The sequence below is a fragment of the Arthrobacter sp. TB 23 genome, assembly GCF_000294595.1.
Lineage (GTDB): Bacteria > Actinomycetota > Actinomycetes > Actinomycetales > Micrococcaceae > Arthrobacter_D.
The window spans coordinates 151,308-165,761 of sequence record NZ_ALPM01000063.1; the positions used below are offsets into that span (position 1 = coordinate 151,308).

Sequence of the window (14,454 nt, forward strand, 5' to 3'; positions counted from 1 at the left end):
GAATCTGTCACTGTGTGTCCTTCGTGGGGTTGTGAACCTGAGCCTGTGAGGTGCTGGGTGCTGCGGGGGCGAGGGCTGCAGCGGCGTCGAGGAGGCCGGTGCGGGCGGCTGCCTCGCGGGTCCGGAATCCGGTGTCAACGGCTGTCCCGTTCAGGGTCCAGGTGAACACCACCAGCCCGTCCTTCTCAACGAACTTGCCGGCCATCCCCCGCTCGAGGCGGACGCCGCGCAGGTCCGGACGACTGATGAAGAGGTCCCGGGCGCCGCTGCGGACAATCAGGATTCCTTCGTCGTGGACGCTCGCCGTGGCGTTGGATTTCACGCCCAGGCCATGGACGGCGATCCGGTCGAGCCAGTCCCCCGCCGTCGTCGTGACCACGTACTGGCCGTTGGCCAGGTAACGCGGTTCGCTGAGTGTTTCGGGGGCGGGGGACGGCGCCGGGATGTCGCGTTGCCGGGCCAGGCGGGCACGCCAGCCCAGGGCTCCGAGCGCGACGACGACGGCGATGGTGCCCAGTGAGATGGCGACGGGCATTAGCCAGTCCATGTGGATTCCTCAGCTGCAGTTGGGTGCGGTGTGTTCAGTCGGCCAGCCAGGACGGTTGGGTGGCCCCTGAAGAACGTGGCATGCACGGCTCCGGGTAGTTCGGTGCCGGCGAATGGGCTGTTACGGCCCATCGTGGCCATTTTATCCGGATCGACCACCCAGCGTGCCTCCGGATCGACGAGTGTGACGTTAGCTGCCTCACCCTCGGCCAGCGGCCGTCCCTGCTGCTCAAGGCCTCCGATCGTTGCCGGGGTGCTCGAGGTGACCCTGGCGAAGCCTTCCCAATCCATCAGGCCGGTGTTGATCATGGTGTGCTGCACCACCGAGAGCGCGGTTTCCAGCCCGGTCATGCCCATGGCGGCCTGCGCCCATTCACAGTCCTTGTGCTCGGAAGGATGCGGGGCGTGGTCGGTGCCGACGACGTCGATGGTCCCATCGGCCAGGGCCTCCCGCAGTGCTTGCACGTCCTCGCTGGTGCGGAGCGGCGGGTTCACCTTGTAGACCGGGTTGTAGCTACGAACCAGCTCGTCGGTGAGTAGCAGGTGGTGCGGGGTGACCTCGGCGGTCACCCTGATGCCGCGGGCCTTGGCCCAGCGGATAATTTCCACCGACCCGGCCGTCGACACGTGGCACACGTGGAGCCGTGACTGCACATGGTGGGCCAGCAGGACGTCCCTGGCAATGATGCTTTCCTCGGCGACGGCGGGCCAGCCGGTCAGTCCGAGGACCGCGGAGACGGCGCCCTCGTTCATCTGGGCCCCCTCGGTCAGCCGGGGTTCCTGCGCGTGCTGGGCGATGACGCCGTCGAACGCCTTCACATACTCCAGCGCCCGGCGCATCAGGACGGGGTCGCTGACGCACACGCCGTCGTCGGAGAAGACGCGGACTCGCGCGCGGGAGTCGGCCATGGCGCCGAGCTCAGCCAGCTGGGTGCCCCCGAGTCCTACGGTGACGGCACCGACAGGTCGGACTTCCACCCAGCCGGCGCGCCGGCCCAGGCTGTACACCTGCTCCACCACTCCGGCGGTGTCCGCGACGGGCGTGCTGTTGGCCATCGCGTGCACGGCCGTGAACCCGCCCCTGGCTGCCGCCCGGGTACCGGTCTCGACGGTTTCGGCGTCCTCCCGGCCCGGTTCGCGGAGGTGGGTGTGAAGGTCCACCAGGCCGGGGAGGGCGATCAGGCCGTCAGCGTCAATCACCTCGGCACCGGCGGCTGAAAGTCCCTGGCCGACGCCGGCGATGATCCCGTCGGCAATCAGGAGGTCTGCCCGTTCCCGGCCGAGCAGCGCTGCGCCGCGGATGAGATAGCGGGCCGGGGCTGGTGCGTTCATCGTGGGTTCTCCTGAGTGGGTTCGGTGGCCGGCGACTGGTGTTCGTCGCCGGAGAGCAGCAGATACAGGGCGGCCATTCTGACGGAGACCCCGTTGCGGACCTGGGCCAGGACTGTTGAGCGGGGAGAGTCGGCTGCCGCCGCCGATATTTCCAGGCCCCGGTTCATCGGACCCGGGTGCATGATGACCGTGTGGTCCAGGCCGTGGGTATCGAGGGCCGCCAGCCGGGCGTCGTCGAACCCCCACCGCCGGGAGTATTCGCGGGTCGAGGGAAAGAAGGCCGCGTTCATCCGTTCGGCCTGCAGCCGCAGCATCATCACCGCGTCGGGTCCGGCGGCCAGCGCCTCGTCCAGGTTGTAGGTGATCCGGCAGGGCCACCGTTCGGCACCGACCGGGACGAGGGTGGGCGGCGCGACCAGGGTGACCGAGGCGCCGAGGGTTTCCAGCAGCCACAGGTTTGAGCGGGCGACCCGGGAGTGCAGGACGTCGCCGACGATGGTGACGGCCATGCCCGACAGGTCGGATCCGACCGATGGTACGCCCGAGATTTTCGCCCAGTGGCGCCGGAGGGTGAACGCGTCGAGCAGCGCCTGGGTGGGATGTTCATGCATCCCGTCCCCGGCGTTGATCACTGCTGCGTCGATCCAGTCCGACGTCGCGAGCCGGGCGGGCGCACCGGAAGCCCAGTGCCGGATCACTACGGCGTCGGCGGACATCGCTTCGAGGGTCTGGGCCGTGTCCTTGAGCGATTCGCCCTTGGACACCGAGGAGCCCTTGACGGCGAACGTGATGACATCCGCCGAGAGTCGTTTGGCCGCGGCTTCGAAGGAAATCCGGGTGCGGGTGGAGTCCTCGAAGAAGAGGTTCACCACGGTGCGGCCGCGCAGCGCCGGAAGCTTCTTGATCTCCCGTTCACCGACCGCCGACATTTCCTCGGCCACGTCCAGGATGCGGATGGCGTCCTGCCTGGACAGGTCGCGGGTGGAGAGCAGGTGCCTCATGCGGGGCCCTCGATGACAACCTCGTTGATGGGCTCCCCGTCGACGGCATCGATTTCCGCGAGGTGGACCCTCACCTTCTCCGCCGAGGAGGTGGGGAGGTTCTTGCCCACATGGTCGGCGCGGATCGGCAATTCGCGGTGGCCCCGGTCCACCAGGACCGCCAACCGTACCGCCCGCGGCCGGCCGAGGTCCACGAGAGCGTCGAGGGCAGCCCGGATGGTCCGCCCGGAATACAGGACGTCGTCGACGAGGACCACTACCTTGTTGTCAATGCCCGACGGCGGCAGCTGGGTTGGCAGTGGCGGCCGGGTGGGGTGGTGGCGCAGATCATCCCGGAACATGGTCACATCGAGCTGGCCGACGATCGCGGTGGGGTCCAGTGGCGAACCGGTGGTCTGGTTTTCGGCGGCAGCGATTTTCCGGGCCAGGCGCTGGGCTAGCGGATAGCCACGACGGGGAATGCCCAGCAGCACCAGATCGGTGGTGCCCTTGTTGGCTTCCAGGATCTCGTGGGCGATGCGGGTTAGCGCTCGGTCAATATCGGCTTCGGCGAGAACGACACGCGAAAGAACACTCTCAGACTGAGGTGCGGGCATAGTCATTGGACGCTTCCTCCTTCCCCGCCTCACAGGACGGAATTTAAAGGTTGGTTGCGATGTCAAAACTATCACAGCGCGCCCCGGCTTCCCTGTGACACTTCCTCCTGTGACACATCCTTCTGTGACGGCTTAGCCCTGCGACGGCACACCCCTGCGACGTTCTACCCCGTGACGATCTACCCTGTGAGAATGACTATGTCGGCGCCACCGCCCTGGGAATCACAGCAACCTGTTCAGCCGGTCTGGGACCGGGCTGTGCGCCGGGGGCCCGGCGTCGTCAATGTGCTGCTGGTGATTATCGCGGCGCTGGTCCTCGTGGTGCTCGCCTGGTTCCTCAGCAGCAGCCTTGGTGGCGGGGCCCTGATTTCATGCGGGATCCTCGCCCTGATCCCGCTGTCCATCTGTATCGCCGGGCTGATGTGGATTGACCGTTGGGATCCTGAACCCCGCGGTGCCCTCTGGTTCGCGTTCCTGTGGGGTGCCGGAATCTCGGTGGTCGCAGCCCTGCTGCTGGGTAGCTATGTCACTGAGTTGCTGTCCCTGGCGTTGGCCTCCACCTCCTCCGACGTGATTGGGCCGGTGCTGCAGGCGCCACTTGTGGAGGAAATCGCCAAGGGGCTCGGCGTCCTGGTGCTGGTCTTCTCCCGGCGCAGCCATTTCGACGGACCGGTGGACGGCATTGTGTACGCGGGGATGGTCGGCGCAGGCTTCGCATTCACCGAGAACATTCTCTACTTCGGTGCCGCGGCACTGGATGGCGGCGGGCTGGGCGGGCTGGTCGCCGTGTTCGTGATCAGGGGCCTGTTCTCGCCGTTCGCGCACGTCATGTTCACCGCCGCCCTGGGCGTGGTGCTCGGGCTGGCGGTAGCCCGCAGCGGCACGCGCTTCATTTTCCCGGCCTTCATTGTGGGCCTGGTTCCGGCGATCGCCGGGCACATGCTGTGGAACGGCGGCCTGCTGGTACTCTTCACCGACTTTTTCGAGTTCTATTTCCTGATTCAGCTGCCCCTGTTTCTTGCTGCGCTGGCCAGCATCATGGCACTGCGACGGGCCGAGCGGCGGGTCACCGAAGACCGGCTCGGCGGTTACGCGGCAGCAGGCTGGTTCACTGCCCAGGAGGTCCACATGCTGGCCACCCGTGGCGGCCGGTCACAGGCGCTTGGCTGGGCCCGGCGTATCGGCCGGCAGCGCACCATGAAGGCATTCATCAGGTCCGCCACCCGGCTGGCCTTCACCCGGCAACGCATCATCGCCGGGCATGACCTGCAGCTCAACGTCGGCCGGGAACAGCTGCTGCTGGCCGACGTGACCCGGCTCCGCCGCGAGTTACTGACGACGGCGGCGGCCAACACCCGCGGCTGAATCTCCGAGCGTCTGCCCCTGGGCCTGCGAGGGAGCGCGGCGTCCGGGATGGCGCGGAATTGCTGTCTAGGCGAGCAGCGTCGGTTTCAGCTGCTGGAGACGCCCCAGCAGACCGTTGACAAACGCTGGAGATTCGTCGGTGGAGAGCATTTTCGCCAGTTCCACCGCCTCGCTGACGGCGACGCCGTCGGGCACGTCCGCGTTGTACAGCAACTCCCAGGCGCCCACCCTGAGGATCATGCGATCCACGGCTGGCATCCGGTCCAGGGTCCAGCCCTGTGAGTAGGTGCCAAGGAACTCGTCGATTTGCTCGCCCTGGGTCATGACGCCCTCGATGATGTCCACTGAGTAGGGGGCAACCACCGTGTCGGTCTTTTCCCGACGGGCCTTGAGCGCTTCGAGTGGTGAAACGGCGCGCTGCTCCGCTTCGAAAAGGATGTCCAGTGCCCGGCGTCGGGCTTTACTGCGGGCACTCACTCGTTGACGCGTCCCAGGTAATCGCCGGTGCGGGTGTCAACCTTGACCTTGGTCCCGGTTTCCAGGAACAGCGGAACCTGGATGTCGTAACCGGTTTCGACAGTGGCCGGCTTGGTGCCACCGGTGGAGCGGTCGCCCTGCAGCCCAGGCTCGGTGTAGGTCACTTCGAGAACGACCGACGGCGGAAGCTCAACGTAGAGGGCTGACCCTTCGTGCATGGCAATGGTGACCATGAGGCTCTCCAGCATGAAGTTCTCGGCCTGACCGACGGTCTTGCCCGGAACGGTGAGCTGATCGTAATCCGACGTGTCCATGAACACGAAGTCTTCGCCGTCCTTGTACAGGTACTGGTAGTCACGACGGTCCACTGTGGCTGTTTCGATCTTCAGACCGGCGTTGAAGGTCTTGTCGACTACCTTGCCCGACAGGATGTTCCGCAGCTTGGTGCGCACAAAGGCGCCGCCCTTGCCTGGCTTGACGTGCTGGAACTCGAGAACGTTCCACAGGTTGCCTTCGAGCTTCAGCACCGTGCCGTTTTTGATGTCGTTTGTGGTAGCCACAGGTCTCTTTCGGGTAAAACAGCGACGTCCGGGCAGTAAGCATCCGGAGGCCACATGCGATGAGGTGGGAAAAGTCCAGAGCCCATTCTACCCTGTGGTGCAGGAGGCGGCTGCGGCGGGTGTCGCGGGTGACCTGCCGGGTGCTCCTACGAAGCGATTTCCTGGTACGCGGCGAACAGCAGCGAAGTGTCGGGGACTTCCAGCATGCCGGGACGGGCGAGGCCATCGAGCACGACGAAGCGCAGCAGGTCACCCCTTGACTTTTTGTCCCGGCGCATGCCGTCCAGCAGGGCGGCCCAACGGTCCCGGCGATACGTCACCGGCAGCTCAAGGAGTTCGAGGATACTGCGGTGCCGGTCGGCTGTTTCGTCGCTGAGCCGCCCGACCATCCGGGAGAGTTCCGCGGCGAACACCAGCCCCACTGAAACGGCTGCACCATGCCGCCAGGAGTACCGCTCGGCCAGTTCGATGGAGTGGCCGAGGGTGTGGCCGTAGTTGAGGAACTCTCGTCGTCCGCTTTCCTTGAGATCGGCTGACACGATCTCGGACTTCACCGCGACCGCCCGTTCAATGAGTTCGCGGACCGTCGCTGAACCGCCGTCGGACACCGCTGCGGGGTCTGCCTCGATCAGGTCGAGGATGCGCGGATCGGCGATAAAGCCACATTTGACCACTTCAGCCATCCCGGTGAGCAGTTCGTTGCGGGGTAGCGTCGCGAGGGTGTCAAGATCGGCCAGGACAGCGGCGGGCGGGTGGAACGCGCCAACCAGGTTCTTGCCTTCGGCTGTGTTGATACCGGTCTTGCCGCCCACTGCGGCGTCAACCATTCCCAGCAGGCTGGTGGGCAGGTGGACCACCTTGACGCCCCGCAACCAGGTGGCCGCAACGAAGCCAGCGAGGTCAGTCACGGCGCCACCGCCCACCGCCACGACTGCGTCGGAGCGGGTGAAGTCGTTCTGGCCCAGGACCTGCCAGCAGAACGCGGCGACCTGGATGTGTTTGCCTTCCTCGGCGTCGGGGATTTCGGCCGTGACAGCGGTGAATCCCGCATCGGCCAGTTCGGCCCGCACCGTGTCGCCGGTGCTCCTGAGTGCCCGCGGGTGGATCACCAGGACGCGGCGAACCCGCTCCCCCAACACAGCCGGGAGCCGTTCCAGCAGCCCGTGCCCGATGACTACCTCGTAGTTCTCTGCCGCCTGGGTTCCGGTGACGTTGATAACGGTCGGCTCTTTGCTGACTGTCGGCTCGTTGGCCATGACTGTCCCTTCGTTGGTCTGATCAGCTACGACTGTGTCAGCTGAAACTGTTGGATGAGCTCGGCGACGAGCTGGTCAATGGAGCGGCCCCGCGTATCAAGGACGCAGTCGGCCAGGCCTTCGTAGACTGGCCGCCGCTCCCGATCCATCCGGGTCCAGGCCTCCACCGGATCGCCGGCAAGGAGCGGGCGGCTCCGGTCCCGGGTGATCCGGCGACGCACCGTGGCTATGTCAGCGTCCAGGAAGACCACCCGTGCCCCGGCGAGCAGCGCGCGGGTCCCCTCGTCGAGGACGGCTCCCCCACCGAGCGATACCACCTGGTGCGCCGGTGCCTCGGTGAGCACCTCGGCAACCACCTGGGCCTCGAGCGTCCGGAAAGCCGGTTCACCCTGCTTCTTGAAGATGGTGCTGATCCGCCCGTGCCGCGCAACGATGATCTGATCGGTATCGACGAACGGCCAGCCCAGCCGTGCGGCGAGGCCCGCGCCGACCGCTGACTTACCGGTAGCCATCAGTCCGATGAAGACCACCGGTCCGACGCCGGGTGAAGCCACTAGTTCCCAGCCGAGTTGAGCGAGGTGGGAATGGCCGCCAGATAGGCTGCCAGGTTGCGTGCTGTCTCCTGGACAGAGTCCCCACCGAACTTCTCGGTGACCGCTTCGGCGATGACCAGGGCCACCATGGCTTCGGCGACCACCCCGGCGGCGGGGACGGCGCAGACGTCGGACCGCTGGTGATGCGCCCGGGCGGCGTCACCGGTGCTGACATCAATGGTGCGCAGGGCTCGTGGCACGGTGGCGATGGGTTTCATGGCGGCACGGACCCGCAGTGTGTCGCCGATGCTCATCCCACCCTCAATCCCGCCGGCGCGGTTGCTGGTCCGCTCGATCATGCCGGAGTCACCGCGCACAATCTCGTCGTGGGCTTTTGACCCGCGTCGCGCGGCAGTGAGGAACCCGTCGCCCACCTCGACGCCCTTGATGGCCTGAATGCCCATCAGTGCTGCCGCGAGGCGGGAGTCCAGGCGCCGGTCCCAGTGAACGTAGCTCCCCAGCCCTGGTGGCAGCCCGTAGACCACCACCTCCACCACCCCGCCGAGCGTTTCACCCTCTTTGTGGGCGGCGTCCACCTCGGACACCATCGCGAGGGAGGTTTCGCGGTCAAAGCAGCGCAGCGGATCCTGATCCAGCGCGATCACATCGGACGGCCCGGGCAGGGGTGAACCTTCGGGGACTGCTACCGACGCGATGGCGACCGTGTGGCTGACCAGGGAGATGCCGAGCGCTGACAGGAAGCGGGCGGCTACTTCTCCCAGCGCAACCCGGGCGGCTGTCTCCCGCGCGCTGGCCCGTTCCAGCACGGGACGCGCCTCGTCGAAGCCGTACTTCTGCATTCCGGTGAAGTCCGCGTGTCCCGGACGGGGGCGGGTCAGTGGCGCGTTCCGGGCGAGTTCGGATAACTCGGAGGGGTCCACCGGGTCGGCTGACATGATCTGGTCCCACTTGGGCCATTCGGTGTTGCCCACCTGAATCGCCACGGGTCCGCCCTGGGTCAGCCCGTGCCGGACACCGCCGATGATGCTGACCTGATCCTGCTCGAACTTCATTCGGGCGCCACGCCCATAGCCGAGCCGCCTACGGGCCAGCGCAGCCTGAATGTCACTGCTCGTGATCTCCACGCCTGCAGGCATTCCTTCAATAATTCCCACCAGTGCCGGTCCGTGGGATTCTCCGGCAGTTAACCAACGCAACATGCCTCCAATCCTGCCACGGTGTCGCTGCTGTTTCAGCGCGAGGGCGCTCCGACTGCGTCACACATGACTTTTAGGACCGGCAGATCGTCGGTGAAAGCACCGCCGGAGAACAGCCTGACCTGCTCCACCGCCTGATAGATCAGCATCTCCAGTCCCGGCACGATGGCCCCGCCTCGGACCTGCCAGACGTCAGCGAGGGGACTTGGCCAGGGGTCGTAGGCAACGTCCAGGAGCACCGGCTGGACCCCCACCAATGCTTCCGGAGCGCAGGACACTTCCTGGGCGAGCGAATCAGCCCCGTGCGGAGGGAGGGTGGAGATGGCGACGTCGGCGTGTCGCAGACCCTCCACGGCGTCGTTCCACCCGCGGACAGCGACGTCGAGCCCGAGGGAGCGTCCGAGGACCTCCAGGGGTGCAGCACGCTCAGGGGATCGGACAAAGACGGTGACCCGGGTGGCACCCAGTTCCTGCAGGGCGGCCAGGGAGGCGGCAGCGGTCCCGCCGCCACCGAGGATCACCGCAGTCTCCGGCGGTACACGGACTCCGCCGTGCCTGAGCGCACCCACAATGCCTGCGACGTCCGTGTTGTGGCCGGTCAGGACGCGGTCTCCCCCCGCGCCGTCGACAGTCACAGTGTTGAGCACGCCCAACGCAGCTGCGTGCCCACTCACCTGGTCGACCAGGTCAACCATCGCTGCCTTGTGCGGCATGGTCACCGACAGTCCACGCCAGCCGTCAGCCGTCCGGACCTGGCTGACAAACGACTGGAGGTCTTCGGGCAACACCTCGATGGCCTCATAGCTGCAATCAAACCCCAGGAGCCGATAGGCGGCCCGGTGAAGCGCAGGCGATTTTGAGTGTCCGATCGGTGACCCAATCACTGCTGCCCGCAGTGGCTGCCGGGCGCGGGCTGTGCTGGCGGCGGCGTGCGCCGACCGATTCACCTAGCTGCACCGGCCGGGGTTGTCAGCGCACCAGGCCTGGTATTCCGCGACATAGACGGCGTGCTCGGCGAGTGTTTCCGAGAACTTTGTTTCGCCTGTGTCGAGGTTAACGGTGACCCAGTAGTAGAAGGGCACGTCCGCGGGATTCACCGCGGCATCGATTGCTTCGGCACCGGGTGACCCGATTGGCCCCACCGGCAGACCCGGGTTGGCGAAGGTGTTGTACGGGTTGGACTCGTCGGCGCGTTCCTCTTCGGTGAAGTCGAAGCTGCGCCGGTCCAGCCCATAGGTGACCGTCGCATCCGACTGGATTAGCCCGTTCGTCTCGGTGTTGTCTTCTCCGAGCCGATTCTCGATAGCCCCGGAGACCGCGGCGTAGTCGGCTTCGCCGGCCTCGGCCTCGATGATGCTGCCGATCGTCAGAATTCTGAACTGCTCCTCCGGATCGGTGACACCCGCGTCCTCGAGGAGGGCGAATGTCCCATCGACCATCGTCTGGATCATCTCGGTTGCGGTGGCGTCGACGTCGAACCGGTACTCTCCCGGAGCGAGATAGCCTTCAAGGCTCCGAGCGTCGTCGGGAAGCCCGAACTGGGTGGGATCGGCGGCCAATTCTTCAAACTCGTCCCGCGCGATGCCGGTCGACTCGGCGAGAATGTCAAGCGTTTCCCCCTGCCGGAGTCCCTGCGCGACAGCCGCGTAGAGGACCTTGTTCGCTTCGACGTCCAGCAGTGCCAGCGCCGCACCCTCGGAGGACATCTGGTAGCTGAGTTCGTACTCGCCGGGCTGCACTTCGCGTCCGTCTGCCACTTGTTGCAGCGCGGAAACGAATTCGGAGCCGTCAGCGACAATATCGACAGATTCCAGGCCGTTGCCGATGGCGAGTGGGCCCGCACCCTCGGGCACCGTGAAGACAACGCTGCCTTCGCCGGGTCCGGGATAGTCGGTGATGTCGTCCAGTCCAAGCAGATCGCGAAGCATCAGGGACACCGCAACGACTACCCCGATGAATCCGAGGATGACCACCAGCATGACGATGGTGCGACGACGGCGGCGACGCTGCCTGGCTTTCGACGGACGGCGGTTGCGCCGGTGGCCCGACCGGGGTTCGAAGAACTGTTCGACGGGTTCGACTGTTTCGTCGTGGGAACCCTCGTACCCGTCGTCGTGCTGGGCGTCGTCGGTGTGACGCTCCGGTTCGCTGTCGGCGGCCGGGAACTGGGGGTGGTGGTGGCTCACAGTTCCAGGTTCCTTTCGCGGCTGTTCTCCGTAATGTCCTGCTCCTTGTTAAGGGTCAGCGGGTCCCCTTGTGGGCGGGCCCGCTGTCGCGCTGCAACCGGATCCCCCACATCCCGCATTTGTGACCTTTGCATATCCATGGCGTGCTGCAGAATTTCGACAGCCGCCGCCTGATCTACCACCTTACGGTGATCGCGGGTATTCAAGCCAGCTTGCCTCAGGGAACGATGTGCCGAAACGGTGCTCAACCGTTCGTCGATCAGCCGGACGCTGGCGGTGAGACCGGCCCTCTGGATCGCGTTCGCCAGCTCCAGCGCATAGCCGCGGGCCATCTCGGCGGACGCCGATTCGGTGCCGCTCAGGTTCCGCGGCAGACCCACGAACACCTGGACGGCCTCCCGTTCGGCAATCTCCCGGACCAGAATGTTGAGGTCCGATTTTTTCTTCAGATCCCGTTTCATCGTCCGGACGGGGGTGGCGAGCAGCGACCCGCTGTCGCTGCTGGCTACCCCCACCCGTACCATTCCGACGTCGACGCCAATTTTGACGCCCCGCGGGTAGTCCCCGGTGCCGGGTGAAGTGTCAGTCATCGCTGATCAGGCGGGTGATCAGCGGGACGCGACAGCGGACCGGATGGCGGTCAGGGCAGCCTCGATCTGCGCTGGATCGGACCCTCCGCCCTGAGCCACGTCGTCCTTACCGCCGCCGCCGCCGCCGAGGATTCCAGCGGCGACGCGGACCAGCGCGCCGGCCTTCACGCCGGCGGCGCGGGCGTCCTCGTTGGTCGCGACCAGGACAAGCGGACGGTCGTTGCTGATTCCGGCGGTAGCCACCACTGCAGCGCCTGATCCTAGCCGGCTTCTGAGGTCGAGAGCGAGAATCCGCAGGTCGTCGGCTCCGCTCACCGTTCCAGCGTCGTGCGCAAGGAGGCGGACGCCGTCGACGTCGACCGCGGAGCCCACCAGGGCCGCAGCCGACGCGCTGAGCGCTTCCTTCCGCAACCGTTCAAGTTCCTTTTCGGCGGTCTTGAGCTTCGCCAGGGTGGCTGCGAGCCGTTCCGGCAGCTGGACTGACGGCACCTTGAGCATGTCCGACAGCTCGGTCACCAGGGCACGCTCAGCCGCGAGGTGGCGGAACGCGTCCATTCCGACGAACGCCTCAACGCGGCGGTTACCTGAACCGACCGACTGTTCGCCCAGCAGGGTCAACGATCCAATGAGCGACGTCGATCCGACGTGGGTGCCCCCACAGAGTTCCCTTGACCAGTCACCGTCAATTTCGACCACCCGGACGGTGTCGCCATAGGCTTCGCCGAACAGGGCGGTCGCGCCGAGTGCTTTCGCCTCGTCGAGCTTCATCAGCTTGGTTTCTACCGTGTGGTTGTTGCGGATGGCGATATTGGAGACTTCTTCGATCTCCGACTTGGCGCTGGCGCTGATGCCTTCGCCCCAGGAGAAGTCGAACCGCAGGTACCCGGCCTTGTTGAAGGAGCCGCGCTGCAGCGCTTCGGGGCCGAGGATCTGGTGGAGGGCGGCGTGCACGATGTGGGTACCCGAGTGGGCCTGCTCCCCGGCGTGACGGCGCTGCCGGTCCACGGCCGCCACCACGGGTGAGGTGACCGAAATGTCGCCTTCCCGGACAACCGCGCGGTGGACGCTGAGGCCTTTGATGGGGCGTTGCACGTCGAGGACTTCGACCACGAAGCCGTTGCCGGTGATGAGCCCGGCGTCGGCGGCCTGGCCGCCTGCCTCAGCGTAGAACGGCGTCTGGTCCAGGATCAGGTCGATCTCTTCGCCCTGCGATGCCGCGGGCACGGCAACGCCGTCGCGGACAATTCCGGTGACGATGGCTTCGGTGGTCAGCTCGTCGTACCCGGTGAACACGGTCTGGCCGCTGGCCAGCAACTCGGTGAAGACGGACAGATCGGCCTGGCCAGCCTTCTTACCGCGGGCGTCAGCCTGGGCGCGTTGGCGTTGCTCGAGCATCAGCGACCGGAACCCGTCGGCGTCGACCGCGAGGCCGGCTTCGGCAGCCATTTCGAGGGTCAGGTCGATGGGGAAGCCGAAGGTGTCATGCAGCGCGAAGGCGTCCTCACCGGACAGCGGGCGTCCTGCGGCCTTCGATTCCAGGACCGCGCCCTCAAGGCGGGCGGTACCAGAGGCGATGGTGCGCAGGAAAGCACGTTCCTCGGCGTAGGCGATCCGGCTGATCCGTTCGAAGTCCTTCTCCACCTCGGGGTAGGTGCCCTTCATCGCGTCCCGGGACGCCGGCAGCAGTTCGGGGAGGCAGGCGCGTTCGACGCCGAGCAGACGCATGGCACGGACGGCCCGCCGGATCAGGCGGCGCAGCACGTACCCGCGGCCCTCGTTGGAGGGGGTCACACCGTCGGCTATGAGCATCAGGGCTGAACGGATGTGGTCGGCCACGACGCGCATCCGCACGTCATCGGTGTGGTGCGGGTCCGTGTCTGATTCGGCACTGGTGTAGGTCTTGCCCGAGAGTTCCGCGGCGCGGTCCAGCACCGGACGCACCTGGTCGGTCTCATACATGTTCTCGACACCCTGCAGCACCATGGCGAGGCGCTCGAGGCCGAGCCCGGTGTCGATGTTCTTGGCCGGCAGTTCGCCGGCGATGTCGAAATCTTCCTTGCTACGGACTGCTGACAGCTGGTATTGCATGAACACCAGGTTCCAGATTTCGATGTACCGCGGGGAGTCGGTGGCCGGTCCGCCGGCAATGCCGTACTCGGGGCCCCGGTCGTAGAAGATTTCCGAGCAGGGTCCGCCTGGCCCGGGCTGCCCGGTGCTCCAGTAGTTTTCCGCTTCGCCGAGCTTCTGGATGCGTTCAACGGGGATACCGACCTGGTCGCGCCAGATGGCGAGGGCCTCGTCGTCGTCCTGGTAGACGGTGACCCAGAGACGATCGGGGTCCAGCCCGAAGCCTCCGGCGTCGAGTGGGGAGGTCAGGAGCTCCCACGCCATCGGGATGGCGCCTTCCTTGAAATAGTCTCCGAAGGAGAAATTACCGCACATCTGGAAGAACGTTCCGTGGCGGGCCGTTTTGCCTACTTCTTCAATGTCGCCGGTCCGGATGCACTTCTGGATACTGGTGGCCCGGTCGAAGGGGGCCTTCTCACGAGCCGTCAGGTACGGGATGAAAGGGACCATTCCGGCGATGTTGAAGAGCAGTGACGGGTCGGTCGATACCAGCGACGCCGACGGCACAACCGTGTGCCCCTTGCCCTCGAAAAACGCGAGCCAGCGCCGTGCAATCTCATGGGATTTCATTGAAGCTTTCAGTCCTTATGGTTTTTTCAGGGCCAGGATCCTGTGGGTCGCACCCCAGCTGGGGGTGCGGGACGGGCTGCCAGGCAGCCCCGGTCCGG

14 protein-coding genes are annotated in these 14,454 nt (G+C 66.1%); 1 reads left to right on the top strand and 13 read right to left on the bottom strand.

Features of this window, described 5'->3' with window-relative positions; all coding sequences use genetic code 11:
- Positions 1-7 precede the first annotated feature (7 nt).
- Genes B384_RS0109125 through pyrR form a run of 4 tightly spaced genes read right to left on the bottom strand, consistent with a single transcriptional unit; the run spans position 8 to position 3,481 of the window.
- Positions 8-547 carry a PH-like domain-containing protein gene (locus B384_RS0109125; RefSeq protein WP_026041079.1) on the bottom strand — a complete coding sequence of 180 codons (540 nt, stop codon included), beginning with the start codon at positions 545-547 and terminating at the stop codon, positions 8-10.
- Positions 535-1,878 (bottom strand): dihydroorotase, encoded by a 1,344-nt coding sequence (locus B384_RS0109130; protein ID WP_019482813.1) that lies wholly within the window; start codon positions 1,876-1,878, stop codon positions 535-537. Before B384_RS0109130 ends, B384_RS0109125 begins: the two co-directional genes overlap by 13 nt.
- Positions 1,875-2,879, bottom strand: a complete 1,005-nt coding sequence (locus tag B384_RS0109135) for an aspartate carbamoyltransferase catalytic subunit (protein WP_019482814.1) — start codon at positions 2,877-2,879, stop codon at positions 1,875-1,877. Before B384_RS0109135 ends, B384_RS0109130 begins: the two co-directional genes overlap by 4 nt.
- Complete coding sequence (pyrR, locus tag B384_RS0109140; RefSeq protein WP_192813077.1) at positions 2,876-3,481, bottom strand: bifunctional pyr operon transcriptional regulator/uracil phosphoribosyltransferase PyrR; 606 nt, start codon at positions 3,479-3,481, stop codon at positions 2,876-2,878. The genes B384_RS0109135 and pyrR overlap by 4 nt, the downstream gene beginning before the upstream one ends.
- A gap of 186 nt (positions 3,482-3,667) precedes the next feature.
- Between pyrR and B384_RS18430 the strand changes: the two genes are divergently transcribed.
- Positions 3,668-4,840: a PrsW family intramembrane metalloprotease gene (locus B384_RS18430; protein ID WP_156809034.1), complete on the top strand. Its 1,173-nt coding sequence runs from the start codon at positions 3,668-3,670 to the stop codon at positions 4,838-4,840.
- Between the two features lie 66 nt (positions 4,841-4,906).
- Here the strand turns inward: B384_RS18430 and nusB are convergent, their stop codons facing one another.
- From nusB to alaS, 9 genes are all read right to left on the bottom strand, one after another.
- Positions 4,907-5,317, bottom strand: coding sequence for a transcription antitermination factor NusB (nusB, locus tag B384_RS0109150; protein WP_019482817.1), 411 nt, complete (start codon positions 5,315-5,317; stop codon positions 4,907-4,909).
- Positions 5,314-5,877: an elongation factor P gene (efp, locus tag B384_RS0109155; RefSeq protein ID WP_019482818.1), complete on the bottom strand. Its 564-nt coding sequence runs from the start codon at positions 5,875-5,877 to the stop codon at positions 5,314-5,316. Before efp ends, nusB begins: the two co-directional genes overlap by 4 nt.
- A 146-nt stretch (positions 5,878-6,023) precedes the next feature.
- Entirely contained in the window at positions 6,024-7,133 is a 1,110-nt protein-coding gene (gene aroB, locus B384_RS0109160) for a 3-dehydroquinate synthase (RefSeq protein WP_019482819.1), read from the bottom strand.
- A 26-nt stretch (positions 7,134-7,159) separates the two neighbouring features.
- Entirely contained in the window at positions 7,160-7,687 is a 528-nt protein-coding gene (locus tag B384_RS0109165) for a shikimate kinase (protein ID WP_019482820.1), read from the bottom strand.
- The gene (gene aroC / locus B384_RS0109170) at positions 7,687-8,886 is read right to left on the bottom strand and encodes a chorismate synthase (RefSeq protein ID WP_024476966.1); all 1,200 of its coding nucleotides are present in this window, start codon (positions 8,884-8,886) and stop codon (positions 7,687-7,689) included. Before aroC ends, B384_RS0109165 begins: the two co-directional genes overlap by 1 nt.
- A 32-nt stretch (positions 8,887-8,918) precedes the next feature.
- Complete coding sequence (locus tag B384_RS0109175; RefSeq protein WP_019482822.1) at positions 8,919-9,830, bottom strand: shikimate dehydrogenase; 912 nt, start codon at positions 9,828-9,830, stop codon at positions 8,919-8,921.
- On the bottom strand, positions 9,831-11,069 hold the full coding sequence (mltG, locus tag B384_RS0109180) for an endolytic transglycosylase MltG (protein ID WP_019482823.1): 1,239 nt from the start codon (positions 11,067-11,069) through the stop codon (positions 9,831-9,833).
- Entirely contained in the window at positions 11,066-11,659 is a 594-nt protein-coding gene (gene ruvX / locus B384_RS0109185; RefSeq protein WP_019482824.1) for a Holliday junction resolvase RuvX, read from the bottom strand. The genes mltG and ruvX overlap by 4 nt, the downstream gene beginning before the upstream one ends.
- A gap of 18 nt (positions 11,660-11,677) precedes the next feature.
- Complete coding sequence (alaS, locus tag B384_RS0109190) at positions 11,678-14,356, bottom strand: alanine--tRNA ligase (RefSeq protein WP_019482825.1); 2,679 nt, start codon at positions 14,354-14,356, stop codon at positions 11,678-11,680.
- Between the last annotated feature and the right edge of the window lie 98 nt (positions 14,357-14,454).

Excerpts from the sequence above, each read along its gene's own strand:
- ruvX (WP_019482824.1), bottom strand. The coding sequence starts at position 11,659 with ATGACTGACACTTCACCCGGCACCGGGGACTACCCGCGGGGCGTCAAA.
- aroB (WP_019482819.1), bottom strand. The coding sequence starts at position 7,133 with ATGGCCAACGAGCCGACAGTCAGCAAAGAGCCGACCGTTATCAACGTC.
- B384_RS18430 (WP_156809034.1), top strand. The coding sequence starts at position 3,668 with ATGACTATGTCGGCGCCACCGCCCTGGGAATCACAGCAACCTGTTCAG.
- aroC (WP_024476966.1), bottom strand. The coding sequence starts at position 8,886 with ATGTTGCGTTGGTTAACTGCCGGAGAATCCCACGGACCGGCACTGGTG.
- B384_RS0109125 (WP_026041079.1), bottom strand. The coding sequence starts at position 547 with ATGGACTGGCTAATGCCCGTCGCCATCTCACTGGGCACCATCGCCGTC.
- B384_RS0109135 (WP_019482814.1), bottom strand. The coding sequence starts at position 2,879 with ATGAGGCACCTGCTCTCCACCCGCGACCTGTCCAGGCAGGACGCCATC.
- pyrR (WP_192813077.1), bottom strand. The coding sequence starts at position 3,481 with ATGACTATGCCCGCACCTCAGTCTGAGAGTGTTCTTTCGCGTGTCGTT.
- B384_RS0109130 (WP_019482813.1), bottom strand. The coding sequence starts at position 1,878 with ATGAACGCACCAGCCCCGGCCCGCTATCTCATCCGCGGCGCAGCGCTG.
- alaS (WP_019482825.1), bottom strand. The coding sequence starts at position 14,356 with ATGAAATCCCATGAGATTGCACGGCGCTGGCTCGCGTTTTTCGAGGGC.